This window comes from Erythrobacter sp. A6_0 (genome assembly GCF_017744235.1).
GTDB lineage: Bacteria > Pseudomonadota > Alphaproteobacteria > Sphingomonadales > Sphingomonadaceae > Qipengyuania.
Genome location: NZ_JAGHQR010000002.1, coordinates 553,353 through 575,000 on the forward strand (window position 1 = coordinate 553,353; position 21,648 = coordinate 575,000).

General features: G+C 62.3%; 16 protein-coding genes, 2 tRNA genes and 2 rRNA genes (1 of these 20 cut by a window edge). 8 read left to right on the forward strand and 12 right to left on the reverse strand.

All coding sequences use genetic code 11. The annotated features are described in order from the left end of the window. Positions 1-102: 102 nt before the first annotated feature. The 4 genes from J7347_RS08375 to J7347_RS08390 are packed head-to-tail and all read left to right on the forward strand — an operon-like array spanning position 103 to position 4,952. A complete protein-coding gene (locus tag J7347_RS08375; protein ID WP_209161635.1) occupies positions 103-1,344 on the forward strand; it encodes a CoA transferase in 1,242 nt (413 codons plus the stop codon). A 27-nt stretch (positions 1,345-1,371) separates the two neighbouring features. Beyond that, positions 1,372-2,607 carry an acetyl-CoA C-acetyltransferase gene (locus tag J7347_RS08380; RefSeq protein WP_067684133.1) on the forward strand — a complete coding sequence of 412 codons (1,236 nt, stop codon included), beginning with the start codon at positions 1,372-1,374 and terminating at the stop codon, positions 2,605-2,607. A gap of 50 nt (positions 2,608-2,657) precedes the next feature. Further along, the gene (locus J7347_RS08385; RefSeq protein WP_209161636.1) at positions 2,658-3,869 is read left to right on the forward strand and encodes an acyl-CoA dehydrogenase family protein; all 1,212 of its coding nucleotides are present in this window, start codon (positions 2,658-2,660) and stop codon (positions 3,867-3,869) included. Positions 3,870-3,881: 12 nt separating this feature from the next. Beyond that, entirely contained in the window at positions 3,882-4,952 is a 1,071-nt protein-coding gene (locus J7347_RS08390; protein ID WP_209161637.1) for an acyl-CoA dehydrogenase family protein, read from the forward strand. Between the two features lie 19 nt (positions 4,953-4,971). On the opposite strand, the gene J7347_RS08395 is transcribed toward J7347_RS08390, so the two are convergent. Next, complete coding sequence (locus J7347_RS08395) at positions 4,972-6,651, reverse strand: class I adenylate-forming enzyme family protein (RefSeq protein ID WP_245173909.1); 1,680 nt, start codon at positions 6,649-6,651, stop codon at positions 4,972-4,974. Between the two features lie 266 nt (positions 6,652-6,917). Between J7347_RS08395 and J7347_RS08400 the strand changes: the two genes are divergently transcribed. Both J7347_RS08400 and J7347_RS08405 read left to right on the forward strand, forming a co-directional pair. Continuing rightward, positions 6,918-8,153, forward strand: coding sequence for a serine hydrolase domain-containing protein (locus J7347_RS08400; protein ID WP_209161638.1), 1,236 nt, complete (start codon positions 6,918-6,920; stop codon positions 8,151-8,153). Positions 8,154-8,309: 156 nt separating this feature from the next. Next, positions 8,310-9,611, forward strand: coding sequence for an MFS transporter (locus tag J7347_RS08405; RefSeq protein WP_209161639.1), 1,302 nt, complete (start codon positions 8,310-8,312; stop codon positions 9,609-9,611). A 36-nt stretch (positions 9,612-9,647) separates the two neighbouring features. Here the strand turns inward: J7347_RS08405 and J7347_RS08410 are convergent, their stop codons facing one another. Genes J7347_RS08410 through J7347_RS08425 form a run of 5 tightly spaced genes read right to left on the reverse strand, consistent with a single transcriptional unit; the run spans position 9,648 to position 13,927 of the window. Then, complete coding sequence (locus J7347_RS08410) at positions 9,648-11,054, reverse strand: efflux transporter outer membrane subunit (RefSeq protein WP_348521591.1); 1,407 nt, start codon at positions 11,052-11,054, stop codon at positions 9,648-9,650. Then, positions 11,051-12,076: an efflux RND transporter periplasmic adaptor subunit gene (locus J7347_RS08415; protein ID WP_209161640.1), complete on the reverse strand. Its 1,026-nt coding sequence runs from the start codon at positions 12,074-12,076 to the stop codon at positions 11,051-11,053. The genes J7347_RS08410 and J7347_RS08415 overlap by 4 nt, the downstream gene beginning before the upstream one ends. A 1-nt stretch (position 12,077) precedes the next feature. Then, positions 12,078-12,797, reverse strand: coding sequence for an ABC transporter ATP-binding protein (locus J7347_RS08420; RefSeq protein ID WP_209161641.1), 720 nt, complete (start codon positions 12,795-12,797; stop codon positions 12,078-12,080). Then, entirely contained in the window at positions 12,794-13,150 is a 357-nt protein-coding gene (locus J7347_RS13295) for an FtsX-like permease family protein (RefSeq protein ID WP_348521592.1), read from the reverse strand. Before J7347_RS13295 ends, J7347_RS08420 begins: the two co-directional genes overlap by 4 nt. A gap of 6 nt (positions 13,151-13,156) precedes the next feature. Further along, positions 13,157-13,927: an ABC transporter permease gene (locus J7347_RS08425; RefSeq protein ID WP_245173910.1), complete on the reverse strand. Its 771-nt coding sequence runs from the start codon at positions 13,925-13,927 to the stop codon at positions 13,157-13,159. A 110-nt stretch (positions 13,928-14,037) separates the two neighbouring features. On the opposite strand from J7347_RS08425, the gene J7347_RS08430 reads away from it, so the two are divergent. Further along, on the forward strand, positions 14,038-14,667 hold the full coding sequence (locus J7347_RS08430; RefSeq protein WP_209161642.1) for a TetR/AcrR family transcriptional regulator: 630 nt from the start codon (positions 14,038-14,040) through the stop codon (positions 14,665-14,667). Positions 14,668-14,842: 175 nt separating this feature from the next. Next, positions 14,843-15,604: an EAL domain-containing protein gene (locus J7347_RS08435; RefSeq protein ID WP_348521596.1), complete on the forward strand. Its 762-nt coding sequence runs from the start codon at positions 14,843-14,845 to the stop codon at positions 15,602-15,604. Positions 15,605-15,639: 35 nt separating this feature from the next. On the opposite strand, the gene J7347_RS08440 is transcribed toward J7347_RS08435, so the two are convergent. The 6 genes from J7347_RS08440 to J7347_RS08465 all read right to left on the reverse strand — a co-directional run. Further along, positions 15,640-16,275 carry a TrkA family potassium uptake protein gene (locus J7347_RS08440; RefSeq protein ID WP_233999148.1) on the reverse strand — a complete coding sequence of 212 codons (636 nt, stop codon included), beginning with the start codon at positions 16,273-16,275 and terminating at the stop codon, positions 15,640-15,642. A gap of 13 nt (positions 16,276-16,288) precedes the next feature. Beyond that, complete coding sequence (locus J7347_RS08445; protein ID WP_245173911.1) at positions 16,289-17,629, reverse strand: potassium transporter TrkG; 1,341 nt, start codon at positions 17,627-17,629, stop codon at positions 16,289-16,291. Between the two features lie 505 nt (positions 17,630-18,134). Next, positions 18,135-18,211: transfer RNA gene (locus tag J7347_RS08450), tRNA-Met, on the reverse strand. A gap of 123 nt (positions 18,212-18,334) precedes the next feature. After that, positions 18,335-18,449, reverse strand: a 5S ribosomal RNA gene (gene rrf, locus J7347_RS08455). A 121-nt stretch (positions 18,450-18,570) separates the two neighbouring features. Then, a 23S ribosomal RNA gene (locus J7347_RS08460) occupies positions 18,571-21,360 on the reverse strand. Positions 21,361-21,622: 262 nt separating this feature from the next. Beyond that, positions 21,623-21,648 (reverse strand) — tRNA-Ala (locus tag J7347_RS08465) (it continues 50 nt past the right edge of the window).

Here is a 21,648-nt window from a genome sequence, read left to right on the forward strand (position 1 = left end):
CTAGACCTGCATGATAGACGGCACAAGGAAGGGCTGGCCATCGCGCGTCAAGCTTGGCAACGAACCGTCGCGCGGACTCAAGTCAGGGATACGCTCCAACGCATGTACGATCTTCTCTCCGGCCTCTCCATCGTCGAAGCATCCAGCTTCGTCGCCTCGCCCACCGCAGGTCTTTATTGCGCGCAGATGGGTGCGGAGGTCATTCGGGTGGATCATATCGCGGGCGGGCTCGATTACGATCGCTACATGCTCACCACGGAAGGCCGCTCGCTGAGTTGGGAAAATCTCAACCGGGCGAAGAAATCGGTCGCGCTCGACCTGAGAGGCGAAGAGGGGCGCGAATTGTTGGTCGAACTGGCGGCGCGCACCGCCAATCTGATTACCAATCTGCCCGAAAAAAGCTTCCTGTCGCATGACGCAGTCAAGGCGGCCCAGCCCGACGGAGCGGACGAACTCGTCAGCGTGCGGATCATGGGCTGGCATGACGGGCGCCAGGCAATGGACTTCACCGTCAACGCCGCCAGCGGCTATCCGTTAATGTGCGGGCCGGAGGATTGGGACGATTGCACCGCACCGCCGGTCAATCAAGTGCTCCCCGCCTGGGATTTCATTACCGGGGCCTACAGCGCCTTCGCTCTGCTGGCCGCCCTGCGACGCCGCGACGCCACCGGACAGGGCAGCGAGGTGCGCGTGCCGCTGGGAGACGTGGCCATGGGCACGGTCGCGAATAGCGGGGCGATGGCGGAAATGCTCTATCGCGGGGCAGATCGTGAACGCTTGGGCAATGCCATCTGGGGGGCGTTCGGCCGCGATTTCCGCAGTCGGGACAATGTGCGCTTCATGGTCGCCGCCCTGACCGCCAAGCAATGGGCCGGGCTTGTCGCTGCATTGGGCCTTGCGGACGAGATCGCGACGCTCGAAAGCGAGCTCGGCGTACACTTCGCGGATGGAGATGAGCCGCGCTTCGAACACCGCCATCGCCTGTTCGCCCTGTTTCAGGCCCGCGCGGCCCAAATCGACTGGGCGGACCTGTCCGCGCGCATGACCGAGGCGGGCTGCACGTTCGAACGTTACCGCACCATGCATGAAGCGGCGAACGATCCCGAACTGGTAGCGAACAATCCGCTGTTCGGCCCTTCGCCCGCCAATCCCAGCGGCTTTTCTTATCCCGCGCCGCGCAGCTTCGCCAATCTGCCCGCCGAAGACGCCGGCGATCCCGCGCCCGCGCCGTATCTCGGCCAACACACCGAAGAAGTGCTGGCCGAAAGGCTCGGCCTCGCCTCGGGCACGATCGCCGATCTGGTCGATCGCAAGATCGCCCGCCTGTCCGACGAAACCACCTGATCCCATCCGCCAATCGGAGCCAATCGCATGACCAATCTTCGCCGCGTCGCCATCTGTTCACCCCTGCGCACGCCTGTCGGCGCGTTTCTCGGCACGCTCGCGCCCATCGAGGCGGGCGAATTGGGCGCGATCATTATCAAGGCGCTGGTGGAGCGCAGCGGCGTCGATCCCGAGCGTGTCGAGGATGTCGTCTTCTCTCAAGGCTATGGCAGCGGCGAAGCGCCTGCGATCGGGCGCTGGAGCTGGCTGGCGGCAGGCATGCCCATCGAGGTTCCCGGCTTCCAGCTCGACCGGCGCTGCGGCTCGGGCCTCCAGGCGGTCGCGACTGCGGCGATGATGGTCCAGACCGGCGTTGCCGACTGCGTGCTCGCGGGCGGGGTCGAGAGCATGTCGAACGTCGAACACTACACAACCAAGGCCCGCCACGGGGCGCGCTTGGGCGATATGGTGTTGTGGGACCGGCTGACGCGCGGGCGGTTGATGAGCCAGCCGATCGAACGCTTCGGCGTCATCACCGGCATGATCGAGACGGCGGAAAACCTTGCCAAGGATTACGGCATCTCGCGGGAGGCTGCGGATGAATTCGCCGTGCGATCCCACCGGAACGCCGCCGCCGCGTGGGACGCGGGCCACTTCGACGACCAACTGGTGCCTGTCGAAATCCCACAGCGTCGCGGCGATCCGGTGGTGTTCGCAAAGGACGAAGGCTTCCGCGCCGATGCCAGCATGGAGACGCTCGGCGGATTGCGTGCCATCGATGGCAAACGCGACAAGGACGCCATCGTTACGGCGGGCAATGCCAGCCAGCAGAACGATGCCGCCGCCGCCTGCCTCGTGGTGGCTGAAGACAAGGTCGAAGAACTCGGCCTCGAACCGATCCTGTGGTTCCACAGCTGGAGCGCAGCAGGCTGCGACCCGTCGCGCATGGGGATCGGCCCCGTCCCCGCCGTCGACCGGCTGTTCGCGAAAAACGGGCTCGGCTGGGACGATATCGGCCTGATCGAATTGAACGAGGCTTTCGCGCCCCAAGCGCTCGCCGTGATGAAAGGCTGGGGCTTTTCGGACGACGACAGCCGCCGCGATATCGTCAACGTCAACGGCTCGGGCATCTCGCTCGGCCATCCGATCGGCGCGACGGGCATCCGCATCCTTGCCGACATGGCGTATGAGATGAAGCGACGCGAGGTTCGCTACGGGCTCGAAACCATGTGCATCGGCGGCGGCCAGGGCATGGCCGCCGTGTTCGAACGCGCGAACCCTTGATCCGAGGGGATTAGGCGCGCAACAATGGCGCGCGATAGGAGAGACACATTATGGCGACCCAGCCCGATATCGACCTGCACAGCGAGGACGAAGCGTTCCGCACCGAAGTGCGACAATTCCTTTCGAACCATTTTCCCGACGAGCTGAAGGGCAAGGGCAACCTCCTTTCCGCCGTCGAGGGGCCTACGGATGAAAGCGATGCCGAGCGCAACTGGCGCGAAGCGATGGGCGAGCGCGGCTGGGGCGTGCCGACCTGGCCCAAGGAGTATGGCGGCGGTGGCCTCACGCGCAAACAGGCCGCCATCCTCAACGAGGAGATGGCGAAGGCCGGGGCATACAACCCGATCGGCGGCATGGGCGTGATGATGTTCGGCCCCACCTTGCTCGAATACGGCAACGAGGAACAAAAGCACGAGCATATCCCCCCGATCGCGCGTGGAGAGGTCCGCTGGTGCCAGGGTTATAGCGAACCCAATGCCGGGTCCGATCTCGCCAATCTCCAGACCATGGCAGAAGACAAGGGCGATCATTACCTCGTCAACGGCCAGAAGACATGGACCAGCGGCGGCCAGTGGGCGGACAAGTGCTTCTGCCTCGTCCGCACAGACCGTAGCGACAAACACAAGGGCATCAGCTTCCTGTTGATCGACATGGATGCGCCCGGGGTGGAAGTCCGCCCGATCCAGATGATCAGCGGCGCGAGCCCGTTCTGCGAGACGTTCTTCACCGATGTGAAGGTGCCCAAGGGCAATCTCGTGGGCGAGGAAGGCCAGGGCTGGACCATCGGCAAACGCCTGCTCCAGCACGAGCGCACGAACCTTTCGGGCGGCGGCAGCATGGCGCGCCTGATGGGTGCGAGCCTGTCCGACATCGCGAAGAAATACACCGGGACCGACGCCAATGGCGAGCTTGCGGACAAGGTGCTGCGCGACCGGATCGCGGATTTCGACATTCGCTGGAACGCCTTCCTCCTGACCGCGCGGCGCGCGGGCGAGGAGAGCAAGGCGCAGGGTGGCGTTTCCGAAATCAGCTCGGTTCTCAAGAAGCTCGGCACCAAGCTCGGCCAGGAACGCGCCGAAATGCTGATCGAGATCATGGGGATGCAGGCGCTCGGCTGGGAAGGCGAAGGCTTTTCCGAAAGCGAGCTGTCGGGCACCCGCGCCTGGCTGTTCGGCAAGGCGACGACGATCTACGGCGGATCGACCGAAATTCAGAACAACATCATCGCCAAGCGCGTGCTCGGCATGCTGGACCATCAGTAAGGGAGCGCGATCATGGCGGTACTGAACGAAGAACAGGAAATGCTGCGCGACATGGCGCGCGACTGGGCCACCGAGAAAAGCCCGGTAACCGAATTCCGCAAGGTGCGCCGCGAAGGTGCGCCGGAAGCCTACGACCCCGCCGCCTATGCAACCATGGCGGAAATGGGCTGGACCGGGGTCATAATCCCGGAAGAACACGGTGGGTCCGATTTCGGCTGGCTATCGCTCGGCCTCGTGGTCGAAGAGCTCGGCAAGACGCTGACGGCAAGCCCGCTGATCGCCTCGACCCTGGCTGCGTCCGCGATCCTGCTGGGTGGGAGCGAGGAGCAGAAGGCCAAATGGCTGCCCGGTCTCGCAGGCGGCGAAATCAAGGCGACGCTGGCGATCGATGAAGGGCCCCGGCATGGCCCTACCGACTACAAGACCGGCGTATCGGATGGTCGGATGACCGGCACCAAGGCCTTCGTCCACGAAGCGCACGGTGCGGATCTGTTCGTGGTTGCCGCCGCGGACGGGCTCTATCTGGTCGAAGCTGGCGAGGGTGTTTCGCTATCGACCCGCAGCATGGTCGATAATCGCAATCATGCGGAAGTGACCTTCGACGGCGCGGCTGCCGACAAGCTGGCGAATGGCGGCGAGAGTCTGCTGGACGACGTGCTCGATCGGGCGCGCGTGCTGACGGCCTGCGAGATGCTGGGCATGGCGCAGCAGGTGTTCGACAGCACGCTCGATTATCTGAAGCAGCGCGTGCAGTTCAATCAGGTGCTCGCCACCTTCCAGGCGCTGCAGCACAGGATGGCCGATCTGTTCGGCGATCTGGCAATGATGCGCTCGGCGGTCGAAGGTGGGCTCCAGGCGCTCGACAGCGGCTTCGGCGTTGCGCGCGCGGCGACCATCGCCAAGGCCGAAGCCAATCGCGTGCTCCACACGATCAGCCGCGAAGGCGTGCAATTGCATGGCGGCATGGGGATGACCGACGAATACGATGTCGGTTTCTATCTGAAGCGCGCCCGCGTGCTGGAGGCGAGCTGGGGCGGCACCGCCATGCTCAAGAACCGCTTCGCGACTTTGTCCGGCTATTGAGGAACCGCTTGGCGAGCCTTTAGAACAGGCTCGCCAAGTCCTTTTTCAAAATCTTGCCATTGGCGTTGCGCGGCAGCGTGGCTCGCGTGAACGCGATCCGCACCGGCACCTTGAAGCGGGCGAGGCGCGCCGCGACCCATTCGCGCAACTCCTCCTCGCTCGCGCTCGTACCGGGGGCGAGATGGACCACCGCCGCCGGTTCTTCGCCCAGCTGCTTGTGCGGCAGGCCGATCAAAGCAGCGTCGGTAACGGCGGGGTGATCGTAGAGGACGTTCTCGACTTCGGACGAGTAGATATTCTCCCCACCGCGAATGATCATGTCCTTGGCCCGGTCGGCTATGTAGCACCAGCCTTCCTCGTCCAGCCGGGCGAGATCGCCGGTCCGCACCCAGCCGTCGACGAAGGTCTCCGCGCTCGCTTCGGGCTTGCCCCAATAGCCTTTCACCACCATCGGCCCGCGCGCCCATAATTCGCCGATCGCGCCGGTGGGCAGTTCGGTGCTGCCGTCCTCGCTCATGATCTTCAGGTCCGCCACCGCCACCGGCGGGCCGCAGCTGTCGGGGCGGTTGAGATAGTCTTCGCCCGAATGTCCGGTCACCGTCGCCATGGTTTCGGTCATGCCCCAGCCATTGCCGGGCAGCGCGCCGAATTCCTGGTGGATCCGGCGCACGAGCTCCGGCGCGGCGGGCGCGCCGCCGTAAGCGACCGCTTCGAGGCTGGAAAGGTCGTATTTGTGGCGCTCGGGATGTTCGATCAGCTGCCAGGCGATGGTCGGCACGCCGCCCGTCAGATTGACCTCTTCGCGCTCGATGATCCCGAAGGCCTCCACCGGATCCCATTTGTGCATGAAGATCAGCGTGTTGCCCGCCACGATGGAGCCCATCAGCCCCGCCGAGCAGGCGGTGACGTGAAACAGCGGAATGACGGTGAGGCTGGTGCGCGGCATCGGGTCCGGAAGCGCCTCGCCCCGGCGCAGCACCGAGAAGGCCGAATTATAAGCGCTCGACAGGATGTTGGTGCACAGATTGCGATGCGTACCCAACGCACCTTTCGGACGGCCCGTAGTGCCGCTGGTGTAGAAGATCGTCGCATCGTCGTCCGGCGCGATGTCGACATCCGGCAGGGTATCGCAGGCGAGCGAGGCATACTCTTCCGACCTGCCGATCAGCCTCTCCAGCATGATCGTATCCTCGCCCGGATTGTCCGCGCGGGAGACGATGACCGTTTCGAGCGCCGGGCATTCCGAACGGTACGGCGCAATCCGCTCCCACCGCTCGGCATCGCAGATCAGCAGCCTGGTGCCCGAATCCTGCAGTCCGTAGGCCAGCTCCTCGCCCGTCCACCATGCGTTGAGCGGCACGCAGATCGCCCCGATCGTCACGGCTGCGAAGAATGCGACGGGCCATTCGGGCAGATTGCGCATGGCGAGAGCGACGCGGTCGCCCTTCCCCACGCCCTTCGCCTGCAACTCCGCCGCGAGCGTCGCCACGGCGCGGAACCAGGCATCGTAGGAAACCCGCTCGCTTTCGTAGACGAGGAAGTCCCGCTCCCCATGGGCCTCTCCCGCCTGGGCGACGAGGCGCAAATTAGCGGGTGCGTTCTTCCAGATCCGGGTCGGCACGCCGGAAATCACCGCCTCGCCCATCTCGAAGCGCTGGCCGGGCGCGGTCAGGATATTGCGACACTGCGCGCGGCTCATCGCCGGCCAATTTTCAGGGGCTGCCCACCCGTGAGGTGCCATAAAACTCGCCATATCTCTCTCCGCCTCGTCTCGGCTCTATCCGGTAGCACGCGGTTCGACCATTCCACAGCGCTTGATTTCAGCCTAAGAAATGATCGGGTTAGCGCCGTCAGCTGTAATTTTGCGACAGGACGAGTTCGGAACGCGGCGCGAAAGCAAGTGTGCGGTTGCCGGATACGCGAAGGCGGCCTACCCCTTCGAAAACGCGAGGGGAGAGGGCGCGCATGAAACTGGCGGATGCGGAAAGCCGCGGCTTCGATCCCGAGCGTCTGGCGCGGATCGACGACTTCATCACAGCGCAGTATATCGACACGGGGCGCCTCCCCAATGCGCAGCTGCTGATCGCGCGCGAAGGCGATCCGGTCCATTTTTCGCAGTTCGGCCATCTGCGTGCGGAAGGCACCGCCATGCGCGAGGATGCGCTGTTCCGCATCGCCAGCATGACCAAGCCGGTCACGTCAATCGCGTTCATGCAGCTTGTCGAACAGTGCAAGGTCGCTCTCGACGATCCGGTCGCGCGCGTATTGCCGGAATTCGCGGATTTGCGCGTCTATGCCGGCGGCGGCGGGTCGATCCCCTTCGCGCCGGGCCAGAGGGCCGAGCCGATGCGATTCGTCGATCTGCTGACGCATATGAGCGGGCTGACCTACGGTTTCCAGAACCGCACCAGCATAGATGCCGCCTATCGCGACGCCCGCCTCGACATGCCGCGCCGGGGCCTGGATTCGGACGAATACATCACCGCGCTCGCGAAACTGCCGCTGGAATTCTCACCCGGCGAACGATGGAATTATTCCGTATCGACCGATGTGCTGGGCGTCGCGGTGGAGCGGCTTTCGGGCCTGAAGCTGGGCGACTATTTCGAGCGGCATATCTTCGCCCCGCTCGAAATGACCGATACCGGTTTCGATGCCGCCATCGACCGCGCCGATCGCCTGGGAGATGCCTGGGCCTATACGCCCGGCGGTGCGCCCCGTGTCATCGACAGCGCGGAGCGGAGCCGCATGCTCGAACCGGCCGAATTTCATTCCGGCGGCGGCGGGCTGATCTCGACGATCGGCGATTACCACCGCTTCTGCACGATGCTGCTGAACCGGGGCACGCTGGAGGGAGCCCGGATCGTCGCGCCGAAAACGCTGGATTTGATGACGGCGAACCATCTGCCGGACGATGCCGACCTCACGCGGATCAGCCGAAGCGCCTTCAGCGAAGCCAGCAATGCAGGAAGCGGGTTCGGCCTGGGATTCGCCACCGTCATCGATCCGGCCCGCACGCTAATGCCCGCCAGTCGCGGCGAATTTTATTGGGGCGGCGTCTATTCGACCGCCTTCTTCGTCGATCCGGTGGAGCGGATCACGATGGTGTTCATGACCCAGCTCTACCCATCGTCCACCTATCCCATCCGGCGGCAGCTGAAGACGCTGATCTATTCCGCCCTTGTCCGCAGCAATTCCCGATGAACGCGCAATCGGGGCGGCTTGGCACCACGAGAACTCGGCGTCGGCCCTGTCTGAGGAACACGGCGCATAACGGGAAAAACACAATCGATAAGTCGGCGCTGCAGAAGGCGGAGTGATCCGTCGCGGGCGATTACGGCAGGGAAGGGATACAATCACATGGCGACCACGGCTCCGGCACCGACACCGGCTGGAGTAGCAGAAGAGGTCAGTCCGCGCGCGCGGCAGGTCACTCTGTTCCTCCTCACCGCGACCTATTTCTTCAGCTATATGGACCGGCAGATCCTCGCCATCCTGCTGGAGGACATCAAGGCCGACCTGCTGCTGTCCGACACGCAGCTGGGCCTCCTCTCCGGCCTCGCCTTCGCGATCTTCTACGCCACGCTCGGTATTCCGGTGGCGGCGCTCGCCGACAGAGTGAACCGCGTGAACATCATCTCGGCCGCGCTGGCGGTGTGGAGCGGGATGACCGCGCTGTGCGGCCTGGCGCAGAATTTCACCCATCTGCTGCTGGCGCGGATCGGGGTCGGGATCGGCGAGGCGGGGTCGAGCCCGCCCAGCCATTCGATCATCGCCGATCTGTACCCGGCGGAAAAGCGCGCGCTCGCGCTCTCGATCTATTCGCTCGGCGTGACGCTGGGCGCTGCCGCGGGGCAGATGTTCGGCGGAAATCTCACCTATTTCTTCGATTGGCGCACCGCCTTCATCGCCATCGGCCTGCCGGGCGTCGTTCTCGCCATCGTGGTGAAGCTGTTCGCCACCGAGCCGATGCGAAAGGCCGAACCGGGCGCGGTAGAGGCAACGCGAATGCCTTCGATCCGTGAAGGCTTCCGCTCCATCTTCGCCGACCGCGCGGCAGTCTGGCTGGTCGCCGGCGTGACCCTGACCTCGATGATCGGATACGCGCTGACCGGCTGGACGCCCGCCTATCTGATCCGTTCCTTCGGCCTCAACACGCTGCAGGTCGGCAATATCGTGGCGCCGCTTCTGGCGGTGGCCGGGGTGGCGAGCGGATTGGGCAGCGGCTGGCTGGCGAACCGACTGGCCGATAAGTACGGGATGCAGGCGCAGCCCCTGATGATCGCAGGGCTCAAGACGCTGGCGCTTCCCTTCCTGATTATCTTTTATCTGGTCGACAATGCCTGGATAGCCGTGGGCGTGTACTTCATCGCCGTCCTGTTCCAGTCCTGCTATCTTGGGCCGACCTTCGCGATGATCCAGACGCTCGCCCCGCTTCGGATGCGCGCCGTCTGGGCCGCGATCACGCTGCTGGTGATCAATCTGATCGGCCTCGGCATCGGTCCGACGCTGGTCGGGGTCATATCGGACCTGTTCGAGCCGCGTTTCGGCGATCAATCGCTGCGTTACGCCCTGCTGGTCATCGCGGCGTTCACGCCGATCGCCATCGGATGCTATTGGCGCGCGAGCGTCATACTGCGCAGGAGAGCCGCTGCCGCGTGATGCCGCCAGCCTGCGCGGACGTCCCTGCGCAGACGTTCATGGGCCATAACGAGATCCGCCGAGCGCCTGCCATAACAGCACGCGCGCCCGGCGCGCGCGACCGATTGCCGCAGCGGCGCGCTCGCCACTGGCATCGGCGGCCCGCCGCGCTTCGATGACGGCGAGAAAGTTAGCCAGGCCCGCTTCGAAACGCGTGTTGGCGATGGCCGCTGCGCGCTGGGCGATATCGCGCTCGGCTATGGACGCTGCGGCCTCGGCATCGGCGGCCTCCACCAGACCGTAAGCCGCCTCCGCATCGCCGAGCGCTGTAAATACCGCGCCGCGATACGCTTCGAATGCCGCGCGTTTGGCCGCAACGGCAGTGTCGATCTCGGCTTCGATCCGCCCGAAATCCAGCAAGTTCGCGGCCACCGACGCTACGAGCGATGCGATCACGGAATCCGCCTCGAACAGGTCGCCGACACCGAATGCGAGCAGCCCGATTGCAGCACTGAGATCGAAACGCGGAAAGCGCGTCCGGGCGACCGCTGCGAGATCGGCGTCGGCGGCGGAAAGCTCTGCGGCGGCGCGGACGACGTCGGGCCGATTGGCGAGCAGTTCGGAAGGAAGCGCCGGAGGAGCCGGCGGGAGCGGTACCGCAGGCCCTTCCTGTTGCAGCGCCGCACGCACCTGCGCCCCACCCTGCGCGGTGAGCGTCACCAGTCGGCCGAGAACGCGCGCCCGTTCGCCCGAGAGCCTTTGCAAACGGCTGCGCGAGGCGGCGGCCTGGCTCTCCGCACGCACCCGGTCGAAGCCGGGCGCGATCCCCGCGCGCTCGCGCACTTCGGCGAGCCGGGCCAGTTCGCCCACTGCCGCAAGATCGCTTTCCAACTCGGACTGGCGCGCTGCAAGCGTGCGCCAGTCGATCACTCTCGCCGCGATCTCGGCGATCAGGGCCTGTCGTACTGCCGCCGCCCCGGCGGATGCGGCATCGACACGAAGCAGCGCAGCCAGCTCCTGCGCGCGCAAGGCGCCGAAAATGTCCGGATCCCAGCGCGCGGTCAGATTGGCGGCATAGCCGACACGCTCGTTATCTATTTCGACGCCCGGTGGGAGATCCGTACCGAATTGCGCGGGGTTGGTCCGCTGCCCAGTGACCGAAACGCTTGCGCCGATGTTCGGCAAGCGCTCGCTGCCTGCGCGGTCGGCTCCGCCGCGCGCCTGCTCGATCCGCGCCAGCGCTTCGCCAAGCGTGGGCGATCCGGCCAGCGCCTGTGCCGCAAGACGGTCGAAAGCGGGATCGTCCTTTGGCAGCAGGGCCGCGAGCGATCCGGCCTCGTCCGAAGGCGTTGCGTAAAGATAGCTCGCGGGTAGAACCGGGACCGGTGTCGCGATTTCGGGCGGTGGACCGGCGACGCATCCGGCGAGCGCCGCAGCGGCCAGCAGAGGTACGGCGCGGATCACCGGGCGGACCTCTTTGCCGGGATCCAGGCATCGACCTGCTGGCCGACGCGGAACGTTTCGCGTGCATCGTCCGGCAAGGCGTAGATCACCTGCAACACCCGCACATCGACGCGTTCCGCAGCCGAATTGGTAAGCGAGCGTTTGGGCACGACCAATGGCTCGGCCCGTACGAAGCTCGCCTTCACCCGCGTATCGGATGCCCCGCGCGGATTGACCGTCGCATCAGCCCCAAGATCGGCGCGCGCGGCCTGCTCCTCGTCGATGTCGATCCGCACATGCAGCGGGCGCGTCTCTCCCATCTCGATGAACGGTTGCCCTCCCCCGCCCATGGTGGACAGAAATTCGCCCGGACGGATATTGACCGCAAGAATCTCACCCGCGATCGGCGCGCGTACGGTCGCCCTACCGATCTCGGTGCGCGCGCTGGAAGCCTGGGCCTGGGCGCTGTCGAGGCGTGCGCGAGCGGCGGACAGACGCGCCTGGGCCTGCCCTCGCCGTTCGCGCGCGGCGGCGGCATCGCCTTCCGCCCGGATGACTTCGGCCTGACTGACGGCAGCGGGATCGGAAACGTTGCGATAAAGCTGCAACTGGCGAGCGGCGGTCGCCTCGGCAGTCCGCGCTTCGCCAATCGCCGCCTGCGCCTCTGCAATAGCCGCGCGTGCCTCTTGAATCGCGGTCCGGGTCTCGCTCGCCCTCGCTTCCAGAGCGCGGGTGTCGACCACGAAGAGCGGCTGCCCCTTCTCGACGAAATCGCCCGGGCGCACGCGCAGATCGGCGACGAGGCCGGCCAGCGCCGTACCGATCTGGACGAGTTCGCTCGACGGTTCGACCACGCCCGAACCCGCGACCCGCGCATCGTTGGCGAGCGTGGCGGGCGCGGTGGGCGGTTCCCCGGTCGGTTCGGCAAGCTCGCGATCGGGCAGGCCGAAAGCGATATAGGCAGCTGCCACGAGCAGCCCGATCACGGCCACGATGGGCAGCACCTGGCGCGAAAAGCTGATATTCGAAGGCAGCAGAGCCATCTCAGTGATCCTCCGGCATGAATGGGCCGTCATGCGTGATACGACCGTCCTCAAGCACGAGAATGCGGTCGGCGAGGTCGAAGATACGGTTGTCGTGTGTGACGATAATGCAGGCGCGGTCTTCGGCCAGCGCTACGTCGCGCAACAGGTCCATCACGCGCCGACCGGACGTGGCGTCGAGCGCGGCGGTGGGCTCGTCGCAGACGACGAGGCGCGGTTCGTGGACGAGCGCGCGGGCGATGGCGACGCGCTGTTGCTGGCCGCCGGAAAGCTGGTTCGGCAGCTTGTCCGCCTGACTGGCGATATTGAGCTTTTCCATCATCGCGACCGCCCGCTCGCGGGCCTCTTGGCGGTCCATACCGCGCGCGATCAGAGGGACAGCGGCATTGCTGGCCGCGTCGATCGCGGGGATGAGATTGTACTGCTGGAAGATGAAACCGATATTCTCCAGTCGGAAGCGGACCAGATCGTCGTCGGACAGACCATAGATCGGAGTGCCGAACACCTCTACGCTGCCCTCGGTCGGCCACAGGATGCCGCACATGATCGGAATCAGCGTCGTCTTGCCCGACCCGCTCTCGCCGACCAGATAGGTCAGCTCGCCCGGCGCGACGTCGAAATCGATGCCGTGAAGGACGCGGATGGTCTGCTGACCGGCGAGGAAATCGCGGGCCACGTCGCGCACCGATATGGCGGCCTGACGATCGCCCCCCGCGCTCACCGGAACACCGCCGCAGGTTCGGTCTTCATGACGCTGCGCAGGGCAAGCCAGCCCGTCAGCGCGATAATCACGATGATGGCGAACAGGCTGATCAGCGGAACCTGCCAGGGGATATAAAACCCCTTGAAGGTCGGCTCACCGGAAAAGCCGAAAATGAACAGCACCGTTCCCACGACACCTAGTCCATATCCGACAAATCCGACCACCCCCGCCTGTACCGCGACCATGTGCCGGATTGTGCCATTGGTCACGCCGATGGCCTTCAGGGCACCGAACTGCTTGATGTTGTCGCGGATGAAGAGGCTGAAGGTCAGCCCGACGATCGCCACGCCGACGATGAAGCCGAGCGCCACGGTGATTCAGAAATTGGGCGGAATGCCCGTGTTCTCGATGATAAAATCGACTCCGTCGCGCGCGAACTCGTCACGGGTGCGGGCGCGAAGGCCGGTCTGGCTTTCGATCCGCTCGACCAGATCTTCCGGCGACACGTCCTGCGCCTTGCCGACCAGTACGAAGGACAGGCGGTTGCGCGTGCCCGGCACGTAATTCAGCGCGCGGCTGTATTTGGTATAGAGCGTAACCTGGCTGGTGAAGCTCGGAATTGCGTCGACAATTCCACGGATCACGGCGCGCTGGTCGTTAAGCTCCAGACGCTGGCCGATCGGGCTTTGGTCGGGGAACATGCGCGTCGCGCCGACATCGTCGATGATCACGCTATCGGGTTGCGACAGAACCTCCGGGGTTCCTTCGACCATGTTTTTCGGCAGGCCGATCAGCGTGGCATCATCGACGCCCACCACCGTCACACCCTCCAATTCGCCGCTTCCGGTCCGCACCGAAGCCGACGCGCGGATATGCGGCACCGCCCATGCCACGCCGGGCACGCCGCGCACTTTATCGAGCGCGGTCGAAGGCATCGGATAGGCGACCTCGGTCGTCCTGCTGACGGGGTCCATCACCCAGACATCGGCGCTCGACACATTGTAGACCCCGCTCGACCCGCGTTCGAGGAGATTCACGAAGATGGTAAGCTGCTGGGTGATGAGAAGAGTGGAAAAGGCGATGCCGAACAGCAGGCCGTAGAACTTCTGCGCGTCGCCGGTGAGCATGCGGATCGCGATCCAGTTCATACAAACGCTCCGTCGCCTCTCTTGCCAAGACCGGTCGCATAGCTCATTAATGAACGATTGCGTTCAGGTGAGCGGAGCCGTTCAGATTGGCAAGTGACGAAACAGGATCGATGCCAGTCAGAGCCGGCAGGCCTGCCAGCGAGACGAAGCGAAAGGCCATCGTCGATGCGGCAGTCGCCAGCTTTTTCGACCGTGGCTACGCGGCGACCTCGATAGAGCAGGTCGCGGCCGTAGCCGATGTTTCCAAAGTCACCGTCTATAACCAGTTCGGTGACAAGCGCGGCCTGTTCACTGCGGCTGTCGAACAGGAATGCGAACGGATCCGGGGATATTTCACCGTGCCGTCAGTTCCGAACGGCACTCTGCGCGAACGCCTGACCGAGATCGGGAAAGCGATGGTCACATTCCTCTCGCGCCCGGAGATGGTTCAGTTCGAGCGCCGTATCGCGGCGGAAACCGAACTCGACCCGGCGGTCGGTGCAACGTTCCTTGCGGCAGGACCGCATCGGATGAAGGAAGCATTCGCAGCATTGCTGACATCCCTCACCCAAGCGGGCGATATTTCCGTCGACGATCCCGAACTCGCGGCCGAACAATTCGCCGCGATGTGCAAGGGGATGGGTGATCTCGAACGTCGCTTCGGTATGGCCCGCGATGAGCAGCGCGACACGGAACGGATCGATGGCGCCGTGGACGTCTTCTGCCGTGCCTATGCCATCGGCGATTCATGCTCGAAATAAATCGCCGATCTTTTCGCTTCTTTCGATTTCGCACTCCCAAGTAGAAAATTTTTTGCATTCGATCCGAGAAGCAAGCGAACCTGCCAAAAAAGAGGCGAAATTCATCCGCGAGTTCATGCTTAATTAGCCATTACGGAGCCAAATAGCGTCTGTTTCAAAAGGGCTCTTTATGGTTATGAAATGCAGCGGATGCCGGAATGGCGAAAGCCTCGGCTTCGACATCCGAACGGCTTTCCAACCGATCGTCGATCTGACCACGGGCCGTCCCTACGCCTTCGAGGCGCTCGTTCGAGGGACGAATGGAGAAAGCGCAGGTGAAATCCTGGGGCGCGTGACCGAAGACAATCGGTATGCGTTCGATCAGGCCTGTCGGGTCAACGCGATCAGGGAAGCGGTGGCTGCCGGTCTGTTGGATACGGAGGCCAAGCTTTCCATCAACTTCATGCCCAACGCCGTCTACTCGCCCCTTGCCTGCATCAAGCTGACGATGGAAACGGCGCTCGAAACGGGCCTTCCGACCAATCGGCTCATCTTCGAATTCACCGAAAACGAGCGGTTGGACACCGACCATGTGCGCAGCATCGTCAGAGCTTATCAGGCGCTTGGATTCACGACCGCCATTGACGATTTTGGTTCGGGGCATGCGGGCCTCGGCCTCCTGGCCAATTTGCAGACCGACGCCATCAAGCTCGATATGGATTTGATCCGGGACCTCGACACTTGCCTCGCGCGGCGCCAGATCGTCAAAAGCCTGGTGGACCTGTCCCGTGAAATGGGATTGCTTCTGGTGGCCGAAGGGATCGAAACGCAGGACGAACTGCGCGTTCTGGAAGATATCGGCGTGCGTTATGTGCAGGGCTATCTCTTCGCGCAACCCCAGATCGGCACCCTCCCCCACGTGGGCGAAATCGTTCCGGCATTGCGCTCAGCTGGCTAGGCAAAGGACTGACTGCCGACCGGCAGGCTGACGGATCAAGCCGCCGAGAAGCGCTCGATATCCGCGATCCGGCCGGAGACGACCAATTCGTCGTCCGGAAAGATGATGGTGTCTGGCACGGCGTGGATGAAGTTCTCGCCTTCCCGCTTCACACCCACCACGGTCACATCGAACTTCTTGCGGCATTCGCTGGTGACGAGCGGAAGTCCGACGATCGGTTCCGGCGCTTTCAGGCGGGCGATCGCGAATTCATCTCCGAAAGCGATGAAATCGAGCAGCCTTTCGTTGAGCAGATGGGCGACGCGTTCGCCCATACGCTGTTCGGGGAAGACGACGTGGCTGGCGCCGATCCTTTCCAGAATGCGCGCGTGTTTGTCATTGGTCGCCTTGGCCCAGATATTGGTGAGGCCAAGGTCGGAAAGAGCGAGCACGGCCAGCACGCTGGCTTCGATATCGGTCCCGATCGCGACGACAGCCGCTTCGAAACCGGCGACACCCAGGCGATCGAGAGTGGTCTTGTCGGTGCAATCCGCTTCCACCGTCTTGGTAAGCTCGCCTGCAAATTCGTGAACCAGGCGCGCATCGGTGTCCGCGCCCAGAACCTCGTGGCCCATCCGCTCCAGCGTTTGCGCCACGGCACCGCCGAAGCGTCCCAGGCCGACGACCAGCACGGGCTTTCGATGTCTAGCCGACAATCGGATTCTCCTCCGGATAGCGATAGGGGCGCTCGCGCCCGCCCAAGGCAAGCGCAGTCGCAACGGTGATGGTTCCCACGCGCCCCACGAACATCAGGACGCACAGAACCAGCAGCGCAGTAGGCGGCAGGTCTGCGGTAATGCCGGTCGACAGGCCCACCGTGCTGAAAGCGGATATGCATTCGAACAGGATATCGTCGAGCGGCAGGGGAGAGATCGAGGCGATATAGCTCGTCGCGACGAATATCAGCGACGCCGCCAATACCGTCACCGACAAGGCCTGTCGCTCGACCGCGCGGCCGAAACGCCGCTGGAACAGGCCGGCATCGCGGCGGCCAAGCACCTCGGACAGGACGATCGCGAAGAGGACCAGGAAAGTGGTGACCTTGATACCGCCAGCTGTGCCTGCACTACCCCCGCCGACGAACATCAGGAAGAAATTCGTCATGAGCGTCTCGTCGTGCAAGCCGCCGACATCGAGGCTGTTGAATCCGGCGGTGCGCGGCATGACGGAATGGAAGGCGGCGTTCAGCACCTTCGCGCCGACGCCCATCGGTCCCAAAGTGGCGGGATTGTTCCACTCCATCGCGAGGATCGCGAGGAAGCCGGACACCAGCAAGGCCACCGTCCCCGTCACAGTGATCTTGGTATGCAGAGACCAGCGCCGCCAGCGTAGATGATGACGCCGGATGTCCTGCATCACAGGGAAGCCGAGTGCCGTCAGGATGACCGACAGCATGATCGGACCCAAGATCATCGGATCGTTCTGAAATCCCATCACGCTGTCGGAAAAACTCGAAAATCCGGCATTGTTGAAGGCGCTTATCGAATGGAACAGGCCGTGCCAGGCGGCCTCACCGAAGGGCATACCGTATCTCAGAGCAAACCGTAGCGCGAGAACCACTGCGACGATCGCCTCGACCGCTATGGTGATTGCGAAGACCAGCTTGAGCACCGAAGCCGCATCGCCCGTATCGAGCCGATTGCGCTCCACCTGCGTCGCCATCCGGTCACGCAATCCGAAGCCGCGCCCCGCCATCAGGCCCAGAAGCGTCGCCGCAGTCATGATGCCGAACCCGCCGATCTGGAACAGCACCATGATCGTCGCCTGACCGAAGGGGGACCAAAAGACCGGCGTATCGACGACGATGAGGCCAGTGACTGCCACTGCTGAGGTAGACGTGAAAAAAGCCGTAAGCAGGGGTGCGGTTGAACCGTCTGTTGTGGCGATCGGCAGGCTTAGTACCACGGTCCCGACGAGTATCAGGCCCAGAAAAAGCACGGGAATAAGCCGGATCGGATCGCGTACTGCGAACATGGATTCGTCCATGCTCCCGACTTTGAAATCGGTAAAGCGGGATTCGATCGAAGCGAACTATCCTTGATTGCGAAAACGCTCGCGGCGCTTTGATGCGTGGCTTTCTCTTTTAAATGCCACCGGAGATTGGTCGCTTATCCGCCCTCTCGGCGCGTGGAAGAAGAGGCAGGGAGACGCAAAGGGTGTCGAAGGCCGTCGCGCTAGGGCCATCGAAGAGTATGAGATTGGCGGGCGCTGGAACAGGCCCAACGGCCGTGCGAAGGTTTTCAGCTAATTGGCGAATTTCCAATCAGCAAAGTTGCGGACTTTCCAGCATCTCCGCTCTGACGCACGGCTTCACGAAATGTCGAGCGTCTGAGCAAGAATGCCCTTAGCCGTCCCCGCCTTAGAGCCATTGTCGCGACACTGAGCCGGGCAGCCATAGGTCCATGTAGGTTCTGCGAAGCGATTTCCCCGTTCCAGAACGCGAAAAAGCCCCGCTGAAGACAGCGAGGCTGAAAATCGATTGAATTGATGGTGGTTGCGGGGGTTGGATTTGAACCAACGACCTTCAGGTTATGAGCCTGACGAGCTACCGGACTGCTCCACCCCGCGGCACCGTATCGTCTCGCCAGACCGTAAATGGCCAATAGAGACGAAAAAGCCGCCGCTCGGACACGTCCGGCAGCGGCTTTTTGAAACTGTGAATGGGCTTGACCGTCAACCACCTGCTGTAATGCCTCGCGGCGACCTACTCTCCCAGTGCTTAGGCACTAGTACCATCGGCGCTGCCTGGTTTCACGGCCGAGTTCGAGATGGGATCGGGTGGGTCACAGGCGCTAGGACCACGAAGCAATAAAGCAGGTGGTTGGGGCTTAAATCGATGCTTGTTGAGCTAGTCGGGCGATTATCGTGCTGGGAGTTCCTCCTCACCGCAGACAATCCGAACAGGACTGTCGTTGATGGTGGGATCCTACAAGCGCGAAAAGAACTATTAGGACCGGTTAGCTACACGCATTACTGCGCTTCCACACCCGGCCTATCAACGTCATGGTCTATGACGGTTCGAAGATTGCTTATCTTAAGGGAGGCTTCCCGCTTAGATGCTTTCAGCGGTTATCCCGTCCGTACATAGCTACCCTGCGGCACCCTTGGCAGGATGACAGGTACACCAGAGGTACGTTCACCCCGGTCCTCTCGTACTAGGGGCAACTCCTTTCAACAATCGACGCCCACGGCAGATAGGGACCAAACTGTCTCGCGACGTTCTGAACCCAGCTCACGTACCACTTTAATTGGCGAACAGCCAAACCCTTGGGACCTGCTCCAGCCCCAGGATGTGATGAGCCGACATCGAGGTGCCAAACGATTCCGTCGATATGAGCTCTTGGGAATCATCAGCCTGTTATCCCCGGCGTACCTTTTATCCGTTGAGCGATGGCCCTTCCACGAGGGACCACCGGATCACTATGACCGACTTTCGTCTCTGCTCGACCTGTCGGTCTCGCAGTCAGGCAGGCTTATGCCATTGCACTCTCGCAGCCGGTTTCCAACCGGCCTGAGCCTACCATCGCGCGCCTCCGTTACTCTTTAGGAGGCGACCGCCCCAGTCAAACTACCCGCCACAGAGGGTCCCACTACCGGATAACGGTAGTTGGTTAGACATCAGAAAACAGCAGGGTGGTATTTCACCTATGGCTCCACTCGGACTGGCGCCCAAGTTTCAAAGCCTCCCACCTATGCTACACAACTCTTTCCTAATGCCACTCTGAAGCTGCAGTAAAGGTGCACGGGGTCTTTCCGTCTAACCGCGGGTACTCCGCATCTTCACGGAGAATTCAATTTCGCTGAGCATATCCTGGAGACAGTGGGGAAGTCGTTACGCCATTCGTGCAGGTCGGAACTTACCCGACAAGGAATTTCGCTACCTTAGGACCGTTATAGTTACGGCCGCCGTTTACTCGGGCTTCAATTCGGAGCTTGCACTCCTCCTCTTAACCTTCGAGCACCGGGCAGGCGTCAGACCCTATACGTCGTCTTGAAGCCGACTTAGCAGAGTCCTGTGTTTTTGATAAACAGTCGCTACCCCCTGGCCTGTGCCCCCCACCAGTGCTTGCGCATAGATGGGGCCTCCTTCTTCCGAAGGTACGGAGGCAATTTGCCGAGTTCCTTCAGGATACTTCTCTCAAGCGCCTTGGTATACTCTACCTGACCACCTGTGTCGGTTTCGGGTACGGTCTATATGAAGAGGCTATTTCCTGGAACCGCTTGGCTGCCTTCTCAATCCAATAAGAGAAAACAACGTCCACGATCCGTCACACATCTTCAGGCCCACGAATATTAACGTGGTTCCCATCGACTACCCCCTTCGGGCTCGTCTTAGGGGCCGGCTCACCCTGCGCCGATTAGCGTTGCGCAGGAACCCTTGGTCTTTCGGCGAGAGGGCATCTCACCCTCTTTGTCGCTACTCATGTCAGCATTCGCACTTCCGATACGTCCAGCGTCGGTTACCCTTCGCCTTCACTCGCTTACGGAACGCTCCGCTACCGCTCAGAATAAATTCTGAACCCTAAGCTTCGGTGCATATCTTTAGCCCCGTTACATCTTCGCCGCAGGAACCCTTATTTAGACCAGTGAGCTGTTACGCTTTCTTTAAAGGATGGCTGCTTCTAAGCCAACCTCCTGGTTGTTTTGGGATTCCCACATGCTTTCCCACTTAGATATGACTTGGGGACCTTAGCTGTAGGTTAGGGCTGTTTCCCTTTTGACGACGGACCTTAGCACCCGCCGTCTGTCTGCCAGACAAGACTCGATGGTATTCGGAGTTTGGTTAGGTTTGGTACCGCTCGCGCAGCCCTAGCCCATCCAGTGCTCTACCCCCATCGGCATACATCTGACGCTCTACCTCAATAGATTTCGCGGAGAACCAGCTATTTCCCGGCTTGATTGGCCTTTCACCCCTAAACACAGCTCATCCGAGAATTTTTCAACATTCACCGGTTCGGTCCTCCAGTGCGTGTTACCGCACCTTCAACCTGGCCATGCCTAGATCGCCGGGGTTCGGGTCTAATCCATCATACTCAGTCGCCCTATTCAGACTCGCTTTCGCTGCGCCTACACCTAACGGCTTAAGCTTGCATGGTAGATTAAGTCACTGACCCATTATGCAAGAGGTACGCTGTCACTCCCTATGGAGCTCCAACTGCTTGTAAGCATTCGGTTTCAGGTACTGTTTCACTCCCCTAATCGGGGTGCTTTTCACCTTTCCCTCACGGTACTGTGTTCGCTATCGGTCATGTGCGAGTATTTAGGCTTGGAGGGTGGTCCCCCCATGTTCAGACAGGATTTCACGTGTCCCGCCCTACTCGAGTCTTCTTCGGTCGTTTTCACCTACGGGGCTGTCACCCGCTATGGCCACTCTTTCCAAAGTGTTCGGTTAACTGACGAAGAAGCACTGGCCTGGTCCCGGTTCGCTCGCCACTACTACGGGAATCTCTGTTGATGTCTTTTCCTCCGGGTACTGAGATGTTTCAGTTCCCCGGGTTCGCTTCACCAAACCTATATATTCAGTTCGGTGATACCTTATCCACCTCACTCGCCATCCCCGAAGGAATGATGAGAGAAATGGTGAAGGTGGGTTTCCCCATTCGGAAATCGCCGGATCAAAGTTTGCTCACAACTCCCCGACGCTTATCGCAGCGTGCCACGTCCTTCATCGCCTGCACATGCCAAGGCATCCACCAAATGCTCTTACCTCACGCTTGAGAATCCACACCATCAACGACAGCCCTGCATAAAGACTGCGCTGTTATAGATGCGGAGGAATTATCTCAGCCAGATAATCGTTTGATTGATCTTGATTGTGATGCATCGATCGCACGCTCGGCCGAAACCGTTCGATACAATCCATGCGCCACGGCATCGATTTAAAAACCCATTCACAATGTCAAAGACGCGAGCGGCAGATCCGCCCGCTACCGGTAAAGACCGGATAGCTTTTCGTTTCATCCTGGAGAAGTGTAAGCTTGGTGGAGCCTATCGGGATCGAACCG